Annotated in this window: 21 protein-coding genes; 1 reads left to right on the forward strand and 20 read right to left on the reverse strand. The window is 37.8% G+C overall.

Translation table 11 applies throughout. The features are described 5' to 3' along the window. Positions 1-75: 75 nt before the first annotated feature. The 10 genes from rplI to JNUCC25_RS26485 form a co-directional block, all read right to left on the reverse strand. Complete coding sequence (gene rplI, locus JNUCC25_RS26440) at positions 76-525, reverse strand: 50S ribosomal protein L9 (RefSeq protein WP_013059910.1); 450 nt, start codon at positions 523-525, stop codon at positions 76-78. Continuing rightward, the gene (locus tag JNUCC25_RS26445; protein WP_013059911.1) at positions 522-2,495 is read right to left on the reverse strand and encodes a DHH family phosphoesterase; all 1,974 of its coding nucleotides are present in this window, start codon (positions 2,493-2,495) and stop codon (positions 522-524) included. The genes rplI and JNUCC25_RS26445 overlap by 4 nt, the downstream gene beginning before the upstream one ends. A gap of 36 nt (positions 2,496-2,531) precedes the next feature. Next, the gene (locus tag JNUCC25_RS26450; RefSeq protein WP_078082245.1) at positions 2,532-3,479 is read right to left on the reverse strand and encodes a YybS family protein; all 948 of its coding nucleotides are present in this window, start codon (positions 3,477-3,479) and stop codon (positions 2,532-2,534) included. A gap of 138 nt (positions 3,480-3,617) precedes the next feature. Next, entirely contained in the window at positions 3,618-3,857 is a 240-nt protein-coding gene (gene rpsR / locus JNUCC25_RS26455; protein WP_013059913.1) for a 30S ribosomal protein S18, read from the reverse strand. A gap of 66 nt (positions 3,858-3,923) precedes the next feature. Next, the gene (ssb, locus tag JNUCC25_RS26460; RefSeq protein ID WP_013059914.1) at positions 3,924-4,424 is read right to left on the reverse strand and encodes a single-stranded DNA-binding protein; all 501 of its coding nucleotides are present in this window, start codon (positions 4,422-4,424) and stop codon (positions 3,924-3,926) included. Between the two features lie 48 nt (positions 4,425-4,472). After that, positions 4,473-4,760: a 30S ribosomal protein S6 gene (gene rpsF, locus JNUCC25_RS26465; protein WP_013059915.1), complete on the reverse strand. Its 288-nt coding sequence runs from the start codon at positions 4,758-4,760 to the stop codon at positions 4,473-4,475. A 189-nt stretch (positions 4,761-4,949) separates the two neighbouring features. Then, on the reverse strand, positions 4,950-6,050 hold the full coding sequence (ychF, locus tag JNUCC25_RS26470) for a redox-regulated ATPase YchF (RefSeq protein WP_064472206.1): 1,101 nt from the start codon (positions 6,048-6,050) through the stop codon (positions 4,950-4,952). Positions 6,051-6,220: 170 nt separating this feature from the next. After that, positions 6,221-6,418, reverse strand: a complete 198-nt coding sequence (locus JNUCC25_RS26475) for a DUF951 domain-containing protein (RefSeq protein WP_013059917.1) — start codon at positions 6,416-6,418, stop codon at positions 6,221-6,223. A gap of 14 nt (positions 6,419-6,432) precedes the next feature. After that, positions 6,433-7,326, reverse strand: coding sequence for a mechanosensitive ion channel family protein (locus JNUCC25_RS26480; RefSeq protein WP_029319512.1), 894 nt, complete (start codon positions 7,324-7,326; stop codon positions 6,433-6,435). A 67-nt stretch (positions 7,327-7,393) separates the two neighbouring features. After that, positions 7,394-8,407 (reverse strand): YkvI family membrane protein, encoded by a 1,014-nt coding sequence (locus JNUCC25_RS26485; protein ID WP_454222640.1) that lies wholly within the window; start codon positions 8,405-8,407, stop codon positions 7,394-7,396. A gap of 86 nt (positions 8,408-8,493) precedes the next feature. Here JNUCC25_RS26485 and yyaC point away from each other — a divergent pair, with 86 nt between their 5' ends. Beyond that, positions 8,494-9,114 carry a spore protease YyaC gene (gene yyaC, locus JNUCC25_RS26490; protein ID WP_013059920.1) on the forward strand — a complete coding sequence of 207 codons (621 nt, stop codon included), beginning with the start codon at positions 8,494-8,496 and terminating at the stop codon, positions 9,112-9,114. Positions 9,115-9,146: 32 nt separating this feature from the next. On the opposite strand, the gene JNUCC25_RS26495 is transcribed toward yyaC, so the two are convergent. The 10 genes from JNUCC25_RS26495 to rpmH all read right to left on the reverse strand — a co-directional run bounded on the left by JNUCC25_RS26495 (position 9,147) and on the right by rpmH (position 18,356). After that, complete coding sequence (locus tag JNUCC25_RS26495) at positions 9,147-10,016, reverse strand: ParB/RepB/Spo0J family partition protein (RefSeq protein WP_064472208.1); 870 nt, start codon at positions 10,014-10,016, stop codon at positions 9,147-9,149. Continuing rightward, on the reverse strand, positions 9,988-10,770 hold the full coding sequence (locus tag JNUCC25_RS26500; RefSeq protein ID WP_013059922.1) for a ParA family protein: 783 nt from the start codon (positions 10,768-10,770) through the stop codon (positions 9,988-9,990). The genes JNUCC25_RS26495 and JNUCC25_RS26500 overlap by 29 nt, the downstream gene beginning before the upstream one ends. A gap of 117 nt (positions 10,771-10,887) precedes the next feature. Then, positions 10,888-11,763, reverse strand: coding sequence for a nucleoid occlusion protein (gene noc / locus JNUCC25_RS26505; protein WP_078082246.1), 876 nt, complete (start codon positions 11,761-11,763; stop codon positions 10,888-10,890). 135 nt (positions 11,764-11,898) lie between these two features. Beyond that, positions 11,899-12,615, reverse strand: a complete 717-nt coding sequence (gene rsmG / locus JNUCC25_RS26510; protein ID WP_029319514.1) for a 16S rRNA (guanine(527)-N(7))-methyltransferase RsmG — start codon at positions 12,613-12,615, stop codon at positions 11,899-11,901. A gap of 30 nt (positions 12,616-12,645) precedes the next feature. Beyond that, positions 12,646-14,535: a tRNA uridine-5-carboxymethylaminomethyl(34) synthesis enzyme MnmG gene (gene mnmG, locus JNUCC25_RS26515; RefSeq protein WP_013059925.1), complete on the reverse strand. Its 1,890-nt coding sequence runs from the start codon at positions 14,533-14,535 to the stop codon at positions 12,646-12,648. 22 nt (positions 14,536-14,557) lie between these two features. Continuing rightward, a complete protein-coding gene (mnmE, locus tag JNUCC25_RS26520) occupies positions 14,558-15,946 on the reverse strand; it encodes a tRNA uridine-5-carboxymethylaminomethyl(34) synthesis GTPase MnmE (RefSeq protein ID WP_078082248.1) in 1,389 nt (462 codons plus the stop codon). A 305-nt stretch (positions 15,947-16,251) separates the two neighbouring features. Continuing rightward, entirely contained in the window at positions 16,252-16,881 is a 630-nt protein-coding gene (jag, locus tag JNUCC25_RS26525) for an RNA-binding cell elongation regulator Jag/EloR (RefSeq protein WP_013059927.1), read from the reverse strand. Then, complete coding sequence (gene spoIIIJ / locus JNUCC25_RS26530; protein ID WP_013059928.1) at positions 16,878-17,642, reverse strand: YidC family membrane integrase SpoIIIJ; 765 nt, start codon at positions 17,640-17,642, stop codon at positions 16,878-16,880. The genes jag and spoIIIJ overlap by 4 nt, the downstream gene beginning before the upstream one ends. Positions 17,643-17,757: 115 nt before the next feature. Beyond that, positions 17,758-18,111, reverse strand: a complete 354-nt coding sequence (gene rnpA, locus JNUCC25_RS26535) for a ribonuclease P protein component (RefSeq protein WP_013059929.1) — start codon at positions 18,109-18,111, stop codon at positions 17,758-17,760. Between the two features lie 110 nt (positions 18,112-18,221). Further along, positions 18,222-18,356 (reverse strand): 50S ribosomal protein L34, encoded by a 135-nt coding sequence (gene rpmH / locus JNUCC25_RS26540; protein WP_013059930.1) that lies wholly within the window; start codon positions 18,354-18,356, stop codon positions 18,222-18,224. Positions 18,357-19,110: the final 754 nt, after the last annotated feature.

The raw sequence follows: 19,110 nt of genomic DNA on the forward strand, positions 1-19,110 counted from the left end.
TCATAAATGTTGGCGCGAACAAATACAAGTCCGCGCCAACCCTTTATATTATTTACTTATTTCTCAATCTTACGTTTATTTTTGTTCAGTCACGTGTACCTTTACCGTAGCCGTTACTTCCGGGTGTAATTTAACCGGTACATTTGTGTAGCCTAATGCGCGAATTGCATCATTTAATTCAATTTTACGCTTATCTACTTTAATTTTGTGCTTTTTCTTTAATTCTTCAGCAATTTGTTTGCTTGTGATAGAACCGAATAAACGGCCACCTTCACCAGATTTTGCTGTTAATTCAACTGTTAGTTCTTCAAGAGTTGCTTTTAACTCTTTGTTTGCTTGAAGTTCTGCAGCTGCATCTTTTTGCTCTCTATTTTTTTGTGCTTCTAATACTTTCACATTACCGCCTGTAGCTTCAACAGCATAACCATTTTTTAATAAGAAGTTATGTGCATAACCGTCTGAAACATTTTTCACTTCACCTTTTTTGCCTTTTCCTTTTACATCTTTTAAGAAAATTACTTTCATGATTTTTTACCTCCATCTAAGTACTCATCAATTGCTTGTTTAAGCCGTTCTTCAGCTTCATCCAAACTAATGTCTTGAAGCTGAGTAGCAGCATTCGTTAAGTGGCCTCCGCCTTGGAGACTTTCCATAATAACTTGTACATTGATATCTCCCAGCGATCTAGCACTAATGCCAATTAGATTATCCCGTCGCTTAGAAATAACAAACGAAGCAACCACTCCGCTGATTGAAAGCAGCGTATCTGCAGCTTGCGCAATTAACACTTGATCATACATTTTGTTTGGTTCAGCTCGTGAAATGGCAATACCTGCTGTATAAATCTCTGCATGTTCAATAAAGCGTGCTCGCTGTACATATTGCGTGATATCTTCTTTTAAAAACTTTTGAACAAGAACCGTATCTGCGCCTTGAGAACGTAAAAAGGACGCTGCATCAAACGTACGAGATCCCGTGCGTAATGTAAAGCTTTTTGTATCGACAATAATACCGGCTAAAAGTGCTGTTGCTTCTAGCATATCAATTTTAAATCGTTTTGGCTGGTATTCAAGAAGCTCAGTAACGAGTTCTGCTGTCGAGGAAGCATATGGCTCCATATAGACAAGAAGAGGATCTTCGATAAAGTCTTCTCCTCGTCTATGATGATCAATGACCACGACATTTTCAATACGATTTAATAACCTTTCTTCAATAACCAGGGACGGCTTATGCGTATCTACTACTACTAAAAGAGTATCATCACTCACAAGATTTAAGGCTTCTTCAGGCGTAATAAATCGTTCCCACAGGCCTTCTTTCTTTTTAATCTCTTCCAGCATTCGCTGAACACCTGTGTCGATATGATCAGGATCTAATACAATAAAACCGTCTTTCTGATTTACTTGGGCTACTTTTAGTATCCCAATAGCAGCTCCTACAGCATCCATATCCGGATACTTATGACCCATGATAATCACTTTTCCACTCTCTGTAATGAGCTCTTTTAACGCGTGAGAAATAACCCTTGCACGTACGCGCGTCCGTTTTTCCATTGGGTTTGTCTTACCCCCAAAGAATTTCACTTTTCCATTCGGCTGTTTAATCGCTACTTGGTCTCCACCACGACCTAAGGCCAAATCCAAGCTAGATTGAGCCAAAGCACCCAGTTCGGGTAAATCAGCCGCACCAGCCCCAATACCGATACTCAATGTAAGCGGTATATTTTGTTTAGACGTCTCTTCTCGAACTTGGTCTAAGATAGAAAATTTACTTCGCTCTAAATGAATTAAGATTTGTTCATTCATAATCGCAATAAACTTTTCAGAAGACGTACGTTTAATAAAAATACCGTATTCTTGAGCCCAATTATTTAACATTGAGGTTACTTGGCTATTCAAGTTACTTTTAACTTGATCATCCATTCCTTGCGTTAGTTCATCATAATTATCTAAGAAGATAATTCCTAAACTTGTTCGTTCTTCTTCATACAATTTTTCGATTTCTATTTGCTCTGTAATATCAAAGAAGTACAGTAAGCGCTCGTCTCGTTTAATCACCACTTTGAATTTCCGATCATGCAATGTGACAACTTCTGTTTCCACTTCTTGTTTGATCAGTGGAATAATGCTTTCGGCTACATCGTATAATGATCTTCCCACTAGTGTGTCTTCACCCAGACAAGATGCTAGAAAAGGATTGGTCCATTCAATTTGATATTCATCATTAAACAACATAATCCCAATCGGCATTTCCATTAATGCCTCTTCGCCTACTTTTTTCAGCCGATGAGACAGCATTGAAATATAGGTTTCAAACTCATCGGACAGCATTCGCTCCATTCTCATGTATAGAAAAAGACAGGCTAATAGTAATATAAAGCCTATCATTCCTATGATCCAATTATGATAGGTCACGATACCTACTAAAATCAGAGCTATACTATACAATGAGTAAAATGGATAGCGAATGACGTTCTTTTTTGTAAAGACAGGCATCCATTTCAGCTCCTACTTTTTTAAGTTCCACAATATCTACTTTTTTGTGTCTAATTGTTTTCTTAAATTAAATCCTAAATCAATTATACCTAAGATGCGCACAATTTGAAGGATAATTGGAATAATTAATGCTAAAATTGTTACAACAATTGGAATTGCTTTAGCATACCCTTTTTGATATGAGAAATAGAAAATAAAAGAAATTCCTTGTAACACGACTAGCATTTGCAACAATGCAAGCATATTTAAAATTACAATATACATGAAAGATCCTTGTTCAAAATTAAACATAGGAAAAGTCAGTATCAATGCGATTAAATAATACCAAAGAACACTTTTAGGTAATTTTAATGCACGAATAGGGGGGAATTTTTCAACTTCATGACCTAACCGTTTTAATATGGGTGCAGCTATAACCTGAGTAATTAGTGAAAACACTGCACTTACGACTACTAAAAATGTTGGAATTATATATTTTAACATGGAAATAGAGTCTTTTGTTCTTTCAATTTGCTGCTGACTTACACTCTGACCTAAGCTTTCCGATAACTTTATACTTCGATCGATAGACTCATTCACCGTAGTGGCCCATTGATCTGCCGATAGATTTATATGTAATAATGAGATAGTTAAGACAAACCATAATAAAAATCCAAATGCGAAGGCAATGGTACCTCCTAATAAAGTAATATATCTTGACTGCTTTTTAGCATAAAGCACACCTATCATTGTTCCTCCTATCCCAAATATAAAGGTAATAGGCAATGCTTTTAACGTTCCAAACAAAATAGTCAATAAAACAGCTACGATAAAAAAGAGAACAGCTTTTCCAAACCCATGCCTCATAGTAAAAACGATAAAGGGTACACCTAATACGAAAGCCAAAATCACTCCCAAAAGAGGTATATAGAGAGACGCTAACATCAGCGCCACAAACAGCGCTAAAAGAGCTGCTCCTTCTGTAATATATCGAATTCCTTTCACAACTTCACCTCGTTGATATAGACTATTATTTATTTTATCGATTCAGTTAGTAAGAAGCAACTATTTGGCAAAAGAGTACCTATGTAATGTAAAAAGAGGCAGTAAGGGAATCCTTACTGCCTCTTTTTATACCGTTCATTATTCACCAGAAACATATGGTAATAATGCCATTTGACGAGCGCGTTTGATAGCGATCGTTAATTTACGTTGGTATTTAGCGCTTGTTCCAGTTACACGACGAGGTAAAATTTTACCACGCTCTGAAACGAATTTTTTAAGCATATCTACATCTTTGTAATCGATGTGAGTGATGCCGTTTGCTGTGAAGAAACAAACTTTACGACGTCTGTTGCGTCCACCTTTACGTCCACCTGCCATTTTGATACGCCTCCTTCCGCTTAAAAGTTTCTATAAAATTTTATACTCCGGATAATCTACTGCGAATTAAAACGGTAAATCGTCATCAGAAATGTCAATTGTCTCGCCATTATTTGCAAATGGATCATCATCAACGCGAGTATAACCTTGATTACCTGAGTTACGGTTCTGATTATCTCCAAATGGAGAGCCTTGTCCAGATCCTCCAGTGTTAGCAAAGTTACTGCGTTGCGTATCCCCACCGCCACTTTTCGGCTCTAAAAATTGCACACTTTCCGCTACAACTTCCGTTACGTATACACGACGACCGTCTTGTCCTTCGTAACTGCGAGATTGTAGTCGACCATCAACACCAGCTAAACTTCCTTTTTTAAGGAAATTGGCTGCATTTTCAGCCTGACGACGCCATACAACACAGTTGATGAAGTCAGCTTCACGTTCACCTTGCTGATTTGTAAATGTGCGGTTTACCGCTAAAGTGAATGTTGCAACCGCTGCTCCACTCGGGGTATAACGTAATTCAGGATCTTTGGTTAAGCGTCCTACGAGAATTACGCGATTCATCATCAGAACCACTCCTTAAGGAAATAAAACCCAATTTATTTAAACGTTTAATTATGCTTCTTGTTTAACAACGATATGACGGATAATGTCTTCGTTGATTTTCGCAAGACGATCAAATTCAGAAACTGCTTCTGAAGTAGCCGCCACGTCAAGAATCATGTAGTAACCGTCACGGAAATCATTGATTTCGTATGCTAAACGACGTTTACCCCATTCTTTAACATTTGCGATTTCAGCACCATTATCAGTTAATACGCCGTTGAAGCGCTCAACTAATGCTTTCTTTGCTTCGTCATCAATGCTTGGACGGATGATGTACATTACTTCATACTTTCTCATCACTGTCACCTCCTTTTGGTCTAACGGCCCGAAACGGGCAAGGAGCAATAAAATATTACTCACGAATTAAAATTATAGCACACTACCATAGGCAAAGCAATACGCATTGCCGCCTGTTTCGTAAATATACGCTAATATTTTCACATACGACAAAAGCCGAAAGAAAATATTTTCTTTCGGCTTTTAATCTTATACGTTAAAGCGGAAATGCATAACGTCTCCGTCTTTTACGATGTATTCTTTTCCTTCTAAACGTACTTTTCCGGCTTCACGAGCTGCTCCCATTGTTTTGGCAGCTAATAAGTCTTCATATGATACCGTTTCTGCACGAATAAATCCGCGTTCAAAATCTGTATGAATAATACCTGCACACTCAGGAGCTTTCATACCTTGTGTAAACGTCCACGCCCGTACTTCTTGCTCACCAGCTGTAAAGTACGTAGCTAATCCAAGTAAATCGTACGCTGCACGTACAAGCTGATCTAGACCTGACTGTTCAATGCCTAGTTCTTCAAGGAACATTGCTTTTTCTTCTCCTTCAAGTTCAGCAATTTCAGATTCAATGCGTGCGCAAACAACGATTACTTCTGCACCTTCACTTGCCGCATAATCGCGCACTTTTGCTACATATTCGTTAGTAGATGCATCGGCTACTTCATCTTCAGCAACGTTTGCTACATAAAGAATAGGTTTGATCGTTAGCAAGTGAAATTGTTTTACTAACTTCATTTGTTCTTCTGTAAATGATACAGCACGAGCTGGCTGATCACTTTCAAATGCATTCTTTAGTTTCTCTAGAATTTCGTATTCATACATTGCTTCTTTATCTTTTTGTTTAGCCATTTTTTGAACACGGCCGATACGCTTCTCTACCGTTTCTAAATCCGCTAAAATTAATTCTAAATTAATTGTTTCAATATCTGAAATAGGGTCTACTTTTCCTGAAACGTGCGTGATGTTTTCATCTTCAAAACAACGTACAACGTGACAAATTGCATCTACTTCTCGAATATGAGATAAGAATTTGTTTCCAAGACCTTCACCTTTACTAGCACCTTTTACGATTCCAGCGATATCTGTGAATTCAAATGCTGTTGGAATTGTTTTTTTAGGTTTTACAAGCTCTGTAAGTTTTTGAAGACGATGATCAGGTACTTCTACAATACCCACGTTAGGATCAATCGTACAGAAAGGATAGTTCGCAGATTCTGCGCCCGCTTGTGTAATTGCATTAAATAATGTTGATTTTCCAACGTTCGGAAGACCAACAATTCCAGCTGTTAAAGCCATATATTTATTCACTCCTCTTTATATATCCGAAACAAGTTAACCTGTCACAATTATAGTGAGTCAACTTTTGAAATACAAGTTTAATAAAGAACCTTTAGTCGCATCATGTTAAGATACTTCATTTTGTCCCACCTTACAGTATAAGGCATAAACATAGAAAATGCATGAGGTTATTCCTCATGCTTTACAAGAATTTTTTTCATTTTACGTGCAAAATCACGTCGTGGAATCATTACGCTGTGGCCGCAGCCTTCACATTTAATGCGGATATCCATTCCCATTCGAATGATTTTCCATTCATTTGTACCGCAAGGATGAGGTTTTTTCATTTCCACAACGTCATTTAAACCAAATTCTTTTTCCGTCATCAGCTCTCTCCCCCTTATTTCCCTTTCAACGTCGACGAATGCTGTGCTTCTTCTGTACGATTATACATAACCATACGAGGAAATGGAACTTCAATGCCATGTTCATTTAGCCTTGTACGCACTTCTTTACGAATCATACGAGAAATATGGAAATGCCTCATTGGTTTTACTTCGCTTGTAATCCTCATTGTGACTTCAGTTGCATGGATATTTTGAACCCCCAGCAATTCAGGCGTTTTAACCATATCTTCATAGCGGCTTGGCAATTCTTCTAAGAGCTCTAAAATCACTTGTTCTGCTTTTTGTATGTTTTCTTCATAAGAAATGCTTACATCAACAAAAGCTACGCTGTTATGTAACGAAAAATTAGTGACCTCCACAATACTGCCATTGGGCAAAATATTAATTTCGCCTGTCCAACTCTTAATCTTTGTTGTTCGCAACCCAATTTCTTCTACAGTTCCCTCAAATGTTCCTACTCGAACATAATCGCCAACGGAGAACTGATCTTCAAAGATAATAAAAAATCCCGTGATGATGTCTTTCACTAAGTTTTGAGCACCAAACCCTACCGCGAGCCCTACGATTCCAGCCCCCGCTAGCAATCCTCGAACATCTACCGATAATGTTTCTAAAATCATAACTCCGGCAACGAAATAAATAACATAAGAAAAAACATTCTGAAGCAAACGGACCATGGTAGCTTCTCGTCGCTCAGAAATACGCAGAGGGCTATTTGTGCGAACCTCTACAAATTTATTTAACGCTTGCTTTCCAATTCGAATTAAAAACATGGAAATAAGCAGAATCAACAGAATTTTTATGAAGCCTTCTCCAATGTGTGCCCACGTTTCTTCTTGAAAAAACGGCTCAAATACGTTCTTAAAAACTGACGTCAACGAATTCATACTACGTGTAGCTCCTATCGTAACATACTCTACATACGAGAAAGTTTTAATCTATTGTAGCAAGTTTCTACGAACTTTTGTAGCGATTTCGAAATGGATATAATAGAACGGCTGTTACTAAAAATAAATTGACGATTCCATACATTGGATACAAAACGGCAATCAAAGTAGAAAAACCTAACTTTGTAAAGGGAATCATTAAAAGTAGCCAGCAGGCTGCCATTTTCCAAAGAGATTGCACCTTTTCAGTATGAAAACGCGCGGTCAGTCCTAAGATTCCCGATACGGCTGTTGTATAAATTGCAATGAGCAAAACAATGCTCATTAAAAACAGCATCGTATAAGGAAAGTCTTTAAGAATAGCGAATAATGGAATTTCATAGGAAGAAAGAAGGCCTGAAACTTGAATAAGCGATTCATTATAAATAAAGGAGAGCCCCCCTAATAAAAAGCCACTGCCAACACTTGCAATATAAATCTCTTTTTTGCTTTTAATTTCCTTTCCAATTGTAGATAATACCGCGACAAGAGGAAGAATATTTAAAGCCGTAAAGGTAAACGCAGCAGGCCAATTATGCTGAAGATGCCAATCAGTTACTCCAGGATGACGTAAAACAAATGTAAGAAGGACGCCAGCTAGTCCAATCATTAAGATTGGCATAACGAAAGAATTGATAGAAAGAAGCCCATTTAATCCTCTTGAAAAAACAAAGACGATAAACGCACTAAGAGCGCCAATTCCCCACCAATAAGGAACATGCCACATTTCCAATGTCGCCCCGCCGCCCGCGATCATAATCACCGTCGTCGTAAACAAATAAAAAACGATTAAAACATCATAGGCTGCAGCCCATCTCTTTCCTATTAATTCAATTAGCACTGGGTAAAATTGATTGGTTCGGTAGCGATAGCTGATTTGCATAATCACATTGCAAGAAATCGCAAAAATAATAGAAAATAGAAAAATAGCAAGTCCGCTTTCTTCGCCAAAAAACTGCCATAGCTCTCTCCCTGAAGCATACCCAGCGCCTATCATGGTTCCCATAATTAAGAATATCCATTTACATCCTGCTCTCCACATCGATTTTCCCCCAATCCATGAAATATATGTATAGAATCTTCAAAATCTTCGTATACTGTTACTATTATGTATAAGGAGTGGACCCTATGAATTTAAAATCTCCCTTCTTTGAGAAGACACAACATTCAACCCGCGTATTTCATGATGAAGAATCTGCTACAAAGAAGCTGAGTACACAGTTACTATCTTTACTTCCAGCACAGAAAGACAGACCAATTGTTTTTGTATGTATTGGAACGGACCGTTCAACTGGGGACTCATTGGGTCCATTAGTCGGAACGAAACTGAATGAAAAAAAAGTTTCATCTTTTCACATTTTTGGAACGTTAGAAGAGCCTGTTCATGCTGTTAATTTGAAAGAAACGTTAAAACATATTCAAAAGCTTTTCCCGAATCCTTTTATTATTGGAATTGATGCTTGTTTAGGTCGTATGAAAAGCGTAGGCTCTGCATCACTTGGAATAGGACCCGTTAAACCAGGAGCAGGAGTTAATAAAGAATTGCCGCCAGTCGGGGATATTCATATAACAGGGGTTGTCAACGTGAGCGGATTTATGGAGTTTTTCGTCTTGCAAAATACGAGGCTTCACCTCGTTATGTGCATTGCCGATTTAATTGCGAAAAGTATTGAGACTGCGCACAACGAACGAGAGAAAGAGTTTAATAATTCTTCGGTTTACCAACCTGTAAGACATTATAAACAATAAAAAAGGTTGTCCTAAAACTAGGACAACCTTTTTTATACAGAAGATTTGTTATTCTGAGAAAGATCGTTAAATAATTCAAGAAGACGGTTTAAATCTTCTTTAGAGAAAAATTCGATTTCAATTTTTCCTTTTTTCTTGCTTTGTGTAATGTGAACAGAGGTACCAAAACGCTCACGAAGCTGTGTTTCACTTTGTTTTATAAATAAATCTTTATCTTTTTTAGTTTTTGATGTTTCACGTGGAACGGCTTTATTTAAGTGGGCAATATAAGCCTCTAGCTGTCTAACATTCAATTGTTCCTTGCGTATTTTTTCAACGACTTTAGGTAGAAGAGCTTTATTTTTCAAACCGACTAGCGTACGCCCGTGGCCCATAGACAATTCATTAGTAGAAATGAGGGTTTGAATTTCCTCAGGCAACTGCAAGAGGCGAACATAGTTAGCAATATGAGGTCGGCTTTTTCCCAGTCGTGTAGCAAGTTGCTCCTGTGTCATATCGAGCTTATCCATAAGCAATTGATAAGCGGTTGCTTCTTCAATTGGCGTCAAATCTTCACGCTGTAAATTCTCCAACAAAGCTAGTTCCATCATTTGCTTTTCTGAAAAGTCTTTTATAATGACAGGAACAGTAGCAAGGTCGGCTTCTTTAGCAGCTCTAAATCGTCTTTCACCCGCTAAGATTTCATAGCCTTTAATGCTTTTGCGAGCTACAATAGGCTGTAAGATGCCATGATGTAAAATGGATTGCTTTAACTCATTAATTGCTTCTTTATTAAACGTTTTACGTGGTTGATAGGGGTTGGGTCTGAGTTCGTGAATAGCAACTTCCTGAATTGAATCATCAGCCTGTGCATCTAAGCCTGAAAATAAGGCATTAATTCCTTTCCCTAATCCTTTCGCCATTATAAATCACTTCCTTTGCAAGTTCCGTATAAACTGCGGCCCCTCTAGATCTTGCATCATATAAGATAATTGGTTCACCATGACTAGGTGCTTCGCTCAAACGAACATTTCGAGGAATAATCGTTTGATAAACGCGATCCTGAAAGTACTTCTTCACTTCTGCTGTTACCTGCAGTCCTAAATTTGTGCGTGCGTCAAGCATAGTCAACAATACACCTTCGATACGCAGTTGATTATTCAAATGTTTTTGGACTAATCTAACGGTATTTAGCAGTTGACTTAATCCTTCAAGCGCATAATATTCACACTGTACAGGTATTAAAACAGAATCAGCTGCCGTTAAAGCATTTAATGTCAGTAAACCAAGAGAAGGGGGACAATCAATAATAACATAATCAAAGTGATCTTTCACCGTTTCTAAAGCTCTCTTAAGTCGAACTTCACGTGAAATAGTCGACACTAATTCAATTTCTGCACCAGCTAATTGAATGGTCGCGGGAATGATTGATAAATTTTCGACGGCTGTTGAACGCACAACGTTTTTGGCTTCCATATCTTCCACTACTACATTGTAAATACATTCATCTACATCTGCTTTATCTATGCCAACTCCACTCGTAGCGTTACCCTGTGGATCTCCGTCTACAAGTAGAACCTTTTTTCCTTGTTCAGCTAAACAAGCTCCTAAATTAACAGCGGTTGTTGTTTTTCCAACTCCGCCTTTTTGATTCGCAACTGCCACAATTTTCCCCATGTTGTCACCTACTTTCATTTCCATCCCATTTGTCCAGACAGTTTAATTATTCATTGAATTTTCTGACGAAAAACTTTGATAAAAAAGCCTCATCAAAAAAAGATGAGGGCTATTTCTTTATTTTTTCGGAATCTTAATAGTAAACTGAAAATATTCATCAAACTCTTCTTCTTCCGTGTTTAATGAAATACCGCTGTCACTAACCATTGTCAAGGATTGACGAATTGTATTCATTGCAATACGCGTATCTTTACTAAACGCTTTTCTTTTAGCTTTTGGCTTTTTAACCTGCGTTTCTAACAATTTAACTACTCGATCTTCCGTTTGTTTTACATTTAATTGTTTTTCAATAATCTCAGCTAATACTTGAAGTTGTTTTTCTTGATTTTTGAGGGGAATGAGCGCTCTTGCATGTCGCTCTGTAATCAATTTTTGTTTGATTGCTTCTTGTATTTCAGCAGGAAGCTTTAACAAACGAAGCTTGTTTGCAATTGTGGATTGGCCTTTTCCTAAACGTTGAGCTAATGCCTCTTGGGTAAGATTATGTAACTCAATTAACTTTGCGTAGGCTAGTGCTTCTTCGACAGCCGTTAGCTCTTCACGTTGTAAGTTTTCTATTAAAGCCACAGAGGCCGTTTCTGTATCGTTAAAATGTTTCACAATTGCAGGAACCGTATCCCATCCTAAGCTTTGTACAGCTCTCCACCGGCGTTCTCCAGCAATTAATTCGTATTCTTCGCCCTCAGTCGGTCGAACCACAATAGGTTGAATAATACCGTGTGTATGAATAGTAAGAGCTAGCTCTTCAATTTTTGCTTCATTAAACACAGTACGCGGCTGATAACGATTCGGAATAATACTTGAAACCCTAATTTGTTTTACTTCATCTCTTAAAACTTTTTCGACATTTTCATCTTGGACAGTTTCAATCTCTACATGAATATCCTCATCTTTTTCTTTTAAATTAAAAAAACGTGAAAAAGCAGATTTCATAGTCCCACACCACCTTCAGGAAAATCCCGCCTTAAACTAATTCGATGTTTTTTAATCATATCCTGCTTTCTAAACAGAAAATATAGAGAAGAAAATGTTTCATATGAAACATTCTCTTCTCTATCTATTTAATACCTACTCTAGTGGAAGCTTAACTGGGGTACCAGGTTTTCTAGGATATTTTTTAGGCGTTTTCTTGATTTTGTCTATTAAAATAATGTAACGTTCACTTTGCTCCAAAGGCAATTGGAAATGTTCAATCGACTTCACTTTTCCACCTAATACTTGGAATGATTTTTCTCCATTTTTTAATTCCTCAGGGGCAGAAGCACCTTTCATTGCTAAAAAGCGTCCTCGTTCTTTAACAAGCGGTAAGCAAAATTCATTAAGAACCGAGATACGCGCCACGGCTCTTGCCGTTACAAGATCGAATGACTCGCGAATCGTTTCTTTTTTACCAAATGTTTCAGCTCGATCATGACATAGTGTGACATTGTCTAGTTCAAGCTCATTTACAAGATGCGTTAAAAACGTAATACGCTTTTGTAACGAATCAACAATTGTTACATGCAAATGCGGGAAACAAATTTTGATCGGAATACTTGGAAATCCTGCTCCTGCACCTACATCACACATGGATTCAATTTCTGTAAAGTCTTGAAAAAAAGCAGCTGAAATAGAATCGTAAAAATGCTTTTCATACACTTCACCGTGATCAGTGATAGCAGTTAAATTCATTTTTTCGTTCCATTCCACTAAAACTTGATAATACTTTTCAAATTGATTCAGCTGTTTAGAAGAAAGAGAAATTCCCTTTTCCTCTAATAGCTGTTGAAACTGTTGAATATTCATTGAGTTTCCCTTTCTTCGCGCCTAAGAGTTTTAATCATTTGATACTTTAGCGATGCGCCCTTGTTCAATATAAACAAGCAAGATCGAAATATCAGCTGGGTTGACTCCAGAAATACGTGATGCTTGCGCTACCGTTAGTGGACGCACTTGGTTTAATTTTTGACGTGCTTCTGTAGCTAAACCGTTAATTGCATCATAATCGATATAATCAGGAATCTTTTTGTTTTCTAACTTCTTCAAGCGTTCAACTTGCTGAAGTGATTTCTGAATATATCCTTCGTATTTCACCTGAATTTCTACTTGTTCAGCTACTTCAGGATCTACCGTCTCATCAGCTGGTGCTAATTGATGAATATGAGTATATGTCATTTCAGGACGGCGAAGTAAATCTGTCGCACGAATGCCATCTTTTAATTCGCTGCCGCCAGCTTCTTTAATCAGTTGTTGAACAGCTTCATTCGGCTTAATAATAAAGGAGAAAAGACGTTTCTTCTCTTGCTCGATTTCCGCTTTCTTCTGTTCAAATTTTGCATAGCGCTCATCGCTGATTAATCCTAGTTCACGACCAATTTCAGTAAGGCGTAAATCAGCGTTATCATGACGAAGCAATAAACGATATTCTGCACGAGACGTTAGCAGACGATACGGTTCATTTGTTCCTTTTGTTACTAAATCATCCACCAATACACCGATGTAAGCATCAGAACGTCCTAAGATGACTTCTTCTTGTTCCAGCGCTCTTCTTCCCGCGTTAATTCCAGCAAGAAGACCTTGGCCTGCAGCTTCTTCATAACCAGATGTTCCGTTAATTTGTCCAGCCGTATAAAGATTTTTAATTTTCTTCGTTTCAAGCGTTGGCCATAACTGAGTCGGAACAATTGCATCATATTCAATAGCATAGCCCGCACGCATCATTTGGACTTTTTCAAGACCAGGAATTGTCGCAAGCATTTGACGCTGTACGTGCTCAGGAAGGCTTGTTGATAGTCCTTGAACATATACTTCTTGCGTATTTCGTCCTTCTGGCTCTAAGAAAATTTGGTGGCGCGGTTTATCATTAAAGCGCACAACCTTATCTTCAATAGATGGACAGTAGCGTGGTCCAGTACCTTTGATCATCCCAGAATACATAGGAGATAAGTGAAGGTTGTCATCAATAATTTGATGAGTTTGTTCACTTGTATATGTTAACCAGCAAGGCAGTTGATCTGTAATGTACTGTGTTGTTTCGTATGAGAAAGCACGAGGCACATCATCCCCAGGCTGAATCTCCGTTTTGCTGTAATCAATAGTTGAGCTATTAACACGAGGTGGAGTTCCTGTTTTAAAACGGACCATGTCCAGCCCTAACTCCTCTAAGTGTTCAGAAAGCTTAATAGCCGGTTGTTGATTATTAGGACCGCTTGAATATTTTAGTTCACCTAAAATAATTTCCCCGCGTAAAAATGTCCCTGTCGTAATAACAACTGTTTTAGCTTTATATACAGCTCCCGTTTGAGTGACAACGCCCGTACATACACCGTCTTCTACGATTAATTGTTCTACCATACCTTGCATAAGCGTTAGATTTTCTTCATTTTCTAACGTTTTTTTCATTTCATGCTGATAAGCAAATTTATCCGCTTGAGCTCTAAGTGCTCGAACAGCTGGACCTTTTCCTGTGTTTAACATTCTCATTTGAATATGAGTTTTATCGATATTTCTACCCATTTCTCCGCCAAGAGCATCAATTTCACGTACGACAATACCTTTTGCAGGACCGCCTACAGAAGGGTTGCAGGGCATAAATGCCACCATGTCTAAGTTGATGGTCAACGTTAACGTTTTAGCACCCATACGCGCAGAAGCAAGTGCCGCTTCACAACCTGCATGACCTGCTCCAATGACAATAACATCATATTGTCCACCTTCATATTGCATAATAGTAGCCTCCTTTAATAATCTATTTTCCTAAACAGAATTGAGAGAACAACTGATCAATTAAGCTTTCGTGAACAGCATCACCAATAATTTCACCTAATAGTTCCCACGTTCTTGTTAAATCAATTTGGACGATATCGATTGGAACACCACTTTCAATGCCTGTGATGGCCTCATCGATAGCTCCTCTTGCTTGCGTTAAAAGCGCAATATGTCTCGTATTAGATAAATATGTTAAATCTTGAGATTCAATTGTTCCTCCAAAGAAAAGAGCTGCGATTGCTTCTTCAAGCTGATCTACTCCTTGTTCTTGAAGGAGCGAAGTCGTCACTACTGGATGATCACCAGCAAATTGCTGCACTTCCTCTAGAGTAATTTTTTGCTCAAGATCTGTTTTATTCACAATCACGATAACGTCCATGCCTTTTACAGCTTCAAATAGCTTTTTATCTTCGTCCGTTAGTTCTTCATTAAAATTCAACACAAGCAAAATTAAATCTGCTTCTTTCAAATACTGACGGGAGCGTTCCACACCAATTCGTTCTACAATATCTTCTGTTTCACGAATTCCAGCTGTATCAACTAATCGCAGAGGAACTCCTCGCACATTGACGTACTCTTCGATTACATCTCGCGTCGTTCCAGGAATGTCTGTGACAATGGCCTTTGCATCTTGCACTAAACTATTTAGAAGAGAAGATTTCCCTACATTAGGACGTCCAATAATAACCGTAGCTAATCCTTCTCTTAAAATTTTTCCTTGATGAGAGGTTTGAAGAAGCTTATCAATTTCTTGGCGTACATTCGAAGCTTTTTCGATCAATACTTGGTGAGTCATTTCCTCTACATCGTCATATTCTGGGTAGTCAATGTTTACTTCTACATGGGCAAGTGTTTCGAGAATTTCCTGCCGTAAATGACGTACTAGCTTGGACAAACGCCCTTCCATTTGGCCAATCGCCATATTCATCGCTTTATCTGTTTTGGCACGAATTAAATCCATTACAGCTTCTGCTTGTGACAAGTCTACTCGACCATTTAAAAATGCTCGTTTTGTAAACTCACCCGGCTCAGCTAAACGGGCACCATTTGCAATAACTAACTGCAGCACACGATTAACGGATACAATTCCTCCGTGACAGTTAATTTCAATAATGTCTTCTCTAGTAAATGTCTTGGGACCTTTCATAATGGAAAGCATCACTTCTTCGACGACTTGCTCTGTCTTGGGATCTACGATATGACCGTAGTGAATAGTATGAGAAGCTACGTCTGTTAATCGTTTGTTCGAAACGCTTTTAAAGATACGATCTGCAATCGTAATGGCTTCTTCACCACTCAGGCGGACGATGGCAATAGCTCCCTCTCCCATTGGTGTAGAAATGGCCGCAATTGTATCAAAATCTAGCACCAACTTCACCTCATTTCATTTTATAAACCTTTTATTTTAAACGATGTTATATACTATCATCGTTAACAATTTTACACGAACAAAAACATCTATTTTAAGGCCCGTAATTTGTATGAACCAAATAAATAGAATACCACAATTCACCGATTTGGAACATCTCTAACGTTCTTCTGTTATGCACAGCAAGAAAAACAGGCAGTATGTACTATTTTAACTTATCCACATGTGAATAACAACGTATGTAACTTGATTTTTTGAACGCTAGCTTGATAAAAGTAAACATAAAAAAGCACTAGCGCATTTTGCTAGTGCTTTTTTCCGACGGGCTGAACCAAAATACTTCTTTTCGGTTCTTTTCCGATAGAGTGTGTCTCAACTAAAGAATTTTTAGCTAACACTTGGTGAATCATTTTTCTTTCATGCGAAGGCATTGGTTCTAGTTGAACAGATCGATTCGTTTTAATCGCCTGATTCGCTATTTTTAATGCCAGTTTTTCGACCATTTCTTTTCGTTTTTCTCGGTAGCCTTCTGGGTTTAATACAACATTTAAAAATTGCTGACTGTATCGATTAGCTACCAGTTGTGTGAGAAGCTGGAGCGCATTGAGGGTTTGTCCATGTTTTCCAATCAGCATTCCCGCTGAATCGCTACTAATCTCAATTATGCAGTTTCTCGAGGTTTTTTTGACGTTCGTATGAATCGAAATTCCCATTTCACGGCTAACATTTGTAATAAAATGAACCGCTTCCTCTACAGGGTCAACTATTTTTGTAACTTTTACAACTGCGGGTTTTCCCTTAAAGATTCCTAAAAATCCTTTTTTGCCTGGTTCAATTATTTCTACATTTGTTTGATTTCGCTCTACTTCTAAAGCATCTAATGCTTCTTGAACAGCAGCTTCAATCGTCTGGGCCGTAATTGTGATTTCGTTCATTTTTTAACCCCTTCAATATTCGCTTGTTTTAAGTCTGGCCCTTTAATGAAGTAGGTTTGAATAATCATAAATAGATTTCCCACTACCCAATAAAGAGATAAAGCGGCTGGAAAATTGATTGCAAAAACGACAATCATGATCGGCATAACCCAAAGCATCATAGCCATTTGAGGATTTTGATTTGCATTTCCGGCCATCATCATCTTTTGCTGAATAAACGTTGTGATTCCTGCGACAACTGGTAAGATAAATAGCGGATCACGCGCACCTAAATCAAACCATAAAAAGCTGTTGTTTGCGATTTCTGACGTTCGTGTAATCGCGTGGAAAATTCCGATAAGAATGGGCATTTGAATTAGAATTGGGAAGCACCCAGCTAAAGGATTTACTCCGTAAGTTTGGAATAATGCCATCGTTTCTTTCTGCAATTGCTGCTGCGTCTGGGCATCTTTTGAACTGTACTTCTCCTTTAACTTCTGCATTTCGGGCTGAAGCGTCTGCATTGCTTTCGTGTTTCTCATCTGTTTAATCATAAGCGGTAGAATAAGTAAGCGAATCAGGATTGTGACAACGATGATCGCAACTCCATAGCTTTTAAATACCTCCGCCAGATACGTAATGACTAATGACAGCGGATACACAACATACTCATTCCAAAAACCTTTACTATCATCTGTAATAGGTTGGTTAATTTCCGTACAACCCGCTAAAACAGTTAATAGAAAGATAAGCGTTATCCCTAAAAACAACTTCTTCTTCACCTGTTTTTCCTCCTTCTACATGTTCACCTTTCAATTCTGAAAGTGCGTCAAAATCCATTATATAAGGATGCGGTAGAAAAACAACAGCTATTAAAGGCTTTTCTTCTATTGTTTATTAATCGTTTTGTCTATGTGTAAGTAATTTGCCACGCTTAAAGACATGCTGCAAGCTGCTTTTAATTTCTTCATAGCTCATTGTTGCAGCAGGCTGCCTTGCAATTACAATATAATCTTTGTCTTGCTTCAAATACGGTGTGAATTCAAACATAATTTGTTTAGCAAGGCGCTTAACTCGATTACGAGTCACGGCATTTCCAATCTTTTTGCCCACGGAGAATCCTACGCGGAAATGTTCTTGATCCGGTTTGTCTAGAACATACAAGACAAATTGGCGATTCGCTACGGACTTGCCCTTTTTAAAAACTGTTTGAAATTCATCATTCTTTTTTATACGATATCTTTTTTTCATTTTTAACAACTCCTGCCCTTTTTCAGGTCATGCTTTTATGTAGTCCCTACAGGAACAGAGGTGATTTTAGCCTTATAAAGCGAAAAAAGACCACTGGCGTCAGTGGTCTATTATGCTGATAATACTTTTCTTCCTTTACGACGACGACGAGCTAAAACTTTACGTCCATTCGCTGAGCTCATACGAGCGCGGAAACCGTGTACTTTACTGTGCTTACGTTTGTTTGGTTGGTAAGTTCTTTTCATCTATAAACACCTCCTCGAGGAATAACTGAAAAAGACAGTCCTTGCAATTATAATGAAAAGACTAAGAAGATGTCAATGTTATTTAAAAAATAAAATTTTCAATCTCTTGGTTTCATTATCTGTTTTACTCAATCTTCTTCATTCTAATATCTTTATAACCCAATTGTCTATACCTAATCAATAAAATTCATTGATTTATTAAAGAAAAATTTTTTCCTTTTCATCTCTTTTTCTTTCTCTACCAGCTGCGATCGCATCCTTACTGAACAAAACTACAACAATACAGGTTATAAAAAGCCTCTTTTTTATTCAAATTCTTCTCTTAAACCATTGTGGATAAGTTTTTTCGACATTTTTCTGCTTTTCCATTTCTTATCGACAACTCATGCACACTATCTTGTGTTGTGGAAAACTTTTCTCCACAAGGTGTAGTGATTGTGGATAAGTTTCGAAAATTCATTGCATCATGCCGAATTCTTTGATATTATATTTTTGTTTTCACTCTTAATTACTTTTCCACAGTTGGTTTTTATCCACAAACTGTGGACAACTTGTGGACATCATTTCCACTATCACTGTATAAAGTTATCCACACCATGTGGAATCTGTCGAATAGTCGGCTTTCTTCTATAATATATATTTACCCACATAATAGCAATTGTATAAATATAAATTTTTTATGCATAAGGTTTTGTACAGGTTGTACAAGGGTTGTACAAAGCGCATAAAAGCTAGAAAAAGGAGGGATTGCTCG

This window comes from Priestia sp. JNUCC 25 (assembly GCF_053667915.1).

What these genes read in the sequence shown, in the direction of transcription:
- JNUCC25_RS26480 (WP_029319512.1), bottom strand. Translation starts at nt 7,326, where the DNA reads ATGAATTCGTTGACGTCAGTTTTTAAGAACGTATTTGAGCCGTTTTTT.
- noc (WP_078082246.1), bottom strand. Translation starts at nt 11,763, where the DNA reads ATGAAATCTGCTTTTTCACGTTTTTTTAATTTAAAAGAAAAAGATGAG.
- JNUCC25_RS26475 (WP_013059917.1), bottom strand. Translation starts at nt 6,418, where the DNA reads ATGACGGAAAAAGAATTTGGTTTAAATGACGTTGTGGAAATGAAAAAA.
- mnmG (WP_013059925.1), bottom strand. Translation starts at nt 14,535, where the DNA reads ATGCAATATGAAGGTGGACAATATGATGTTATTGTCATTGGAGCAGGT.
- yyaC (WP_013059920.1), top strand. Translation starts at nt 8,494, where the DNA reads ATGAATTTAAAATCTCCCTTCTTTGAGAAGACACAACATTCAACCCGC.
- JNUCC25_RS26445 (WP_013059911.1), bottom strand. Translation starts at nt 2,495, where the DNA reads ATGCCTGTCTTTACAAAAAAGAACGTCATTCGCTATCCATTTTACTCA.
- rnpA (WP_013059929.1), bottom strand. Translation starts at nt 18,111, where the DNA reads ATGAAAAAAAGATATCGTATAAAAAAGAATGATGAATTTCAAACAGTT.
- rsmG (WP_029319514.1), bottom strand. Translation starts at nt 12,615, where the DNA reads ATGAATATTCAACAGTTTCAACAGCTATTAGAGGAAAAGGGAATTTCT.
- rpsR (WP_013059913.1), bottom strand. Translation starts at nt 3,857, where the DNA reads ATGGCAGGTGGACGTAAAGGTGGACGCAACAGACGTCGTAAAGTTTGT.
- JNUCC25_RS26485 (WP_454222640.1), bottom strand. Translation starts at nt 8,407, where the DNA reads ATGTGGAGAGCAGGATGTAAATGGATATTCTTAATTATGGGAACCATG.
- JNUCC25_RS26500 (WP_013059922.1), bottom strand. Translation starts at nt 10,770, where the DNA reads ATGGGGAAAATTGTGGCAGTTGCGAATCAAAAAGGCGGAGTTGGAAAA.
- jag (WP_013059927.1), bottom strand. Translation starts at nt 16,881, where the DNA reads ATGAACGAAATCACAATTACGGCCCAGACGATTGAAGCTGCTGTTCAA.
- rplI (WP_013059910.1), bottom strand. Translation starts at nt 525, where the DNA reads ATGAAAGTAATTTTCTTAAAAGATGTAAAAGGAAAAGGCAAAAAAGGT.
- rpmH (WP_013059930.1), bottom strand. Translation starts at nt 18,356, where the DNA reads ATGAAAAGAACTTACCAACCAAACAAACGTAAGCACAGTAAAGTACAC.
- JNUCC25_RS26495 (WP_064472208.1), bottom strand. Translation starts at nt 10,016, where the DNA reads ATGGCGAAAGGATTAGGGAAAGGAATTAATGCCTTATTTTCAGGCTTA.
- ychF (WP_064472206.1), bottom strand. Translation starts at nt 6,050, where the DNA reads ATGGCTTTAACAGCTGGAATTGTTGGTCTTCCGAACGTTGGAAAATCA.
- rpsF (WP_013059915.1), bottom strand. Translation starts at nt 4,760, where the DNA reads ATGAGAAAGTATGAAGTAATGTACATCATCCGTCCAAGCATTGATGAC.
- ssb (WP_013059914.1), bottom strand. Translation starts at nt 4,424, where the DNA reads ATGATGAATCGCGTAATTCTCGTAGGACGCTTAACCAAAGATCCTGAA.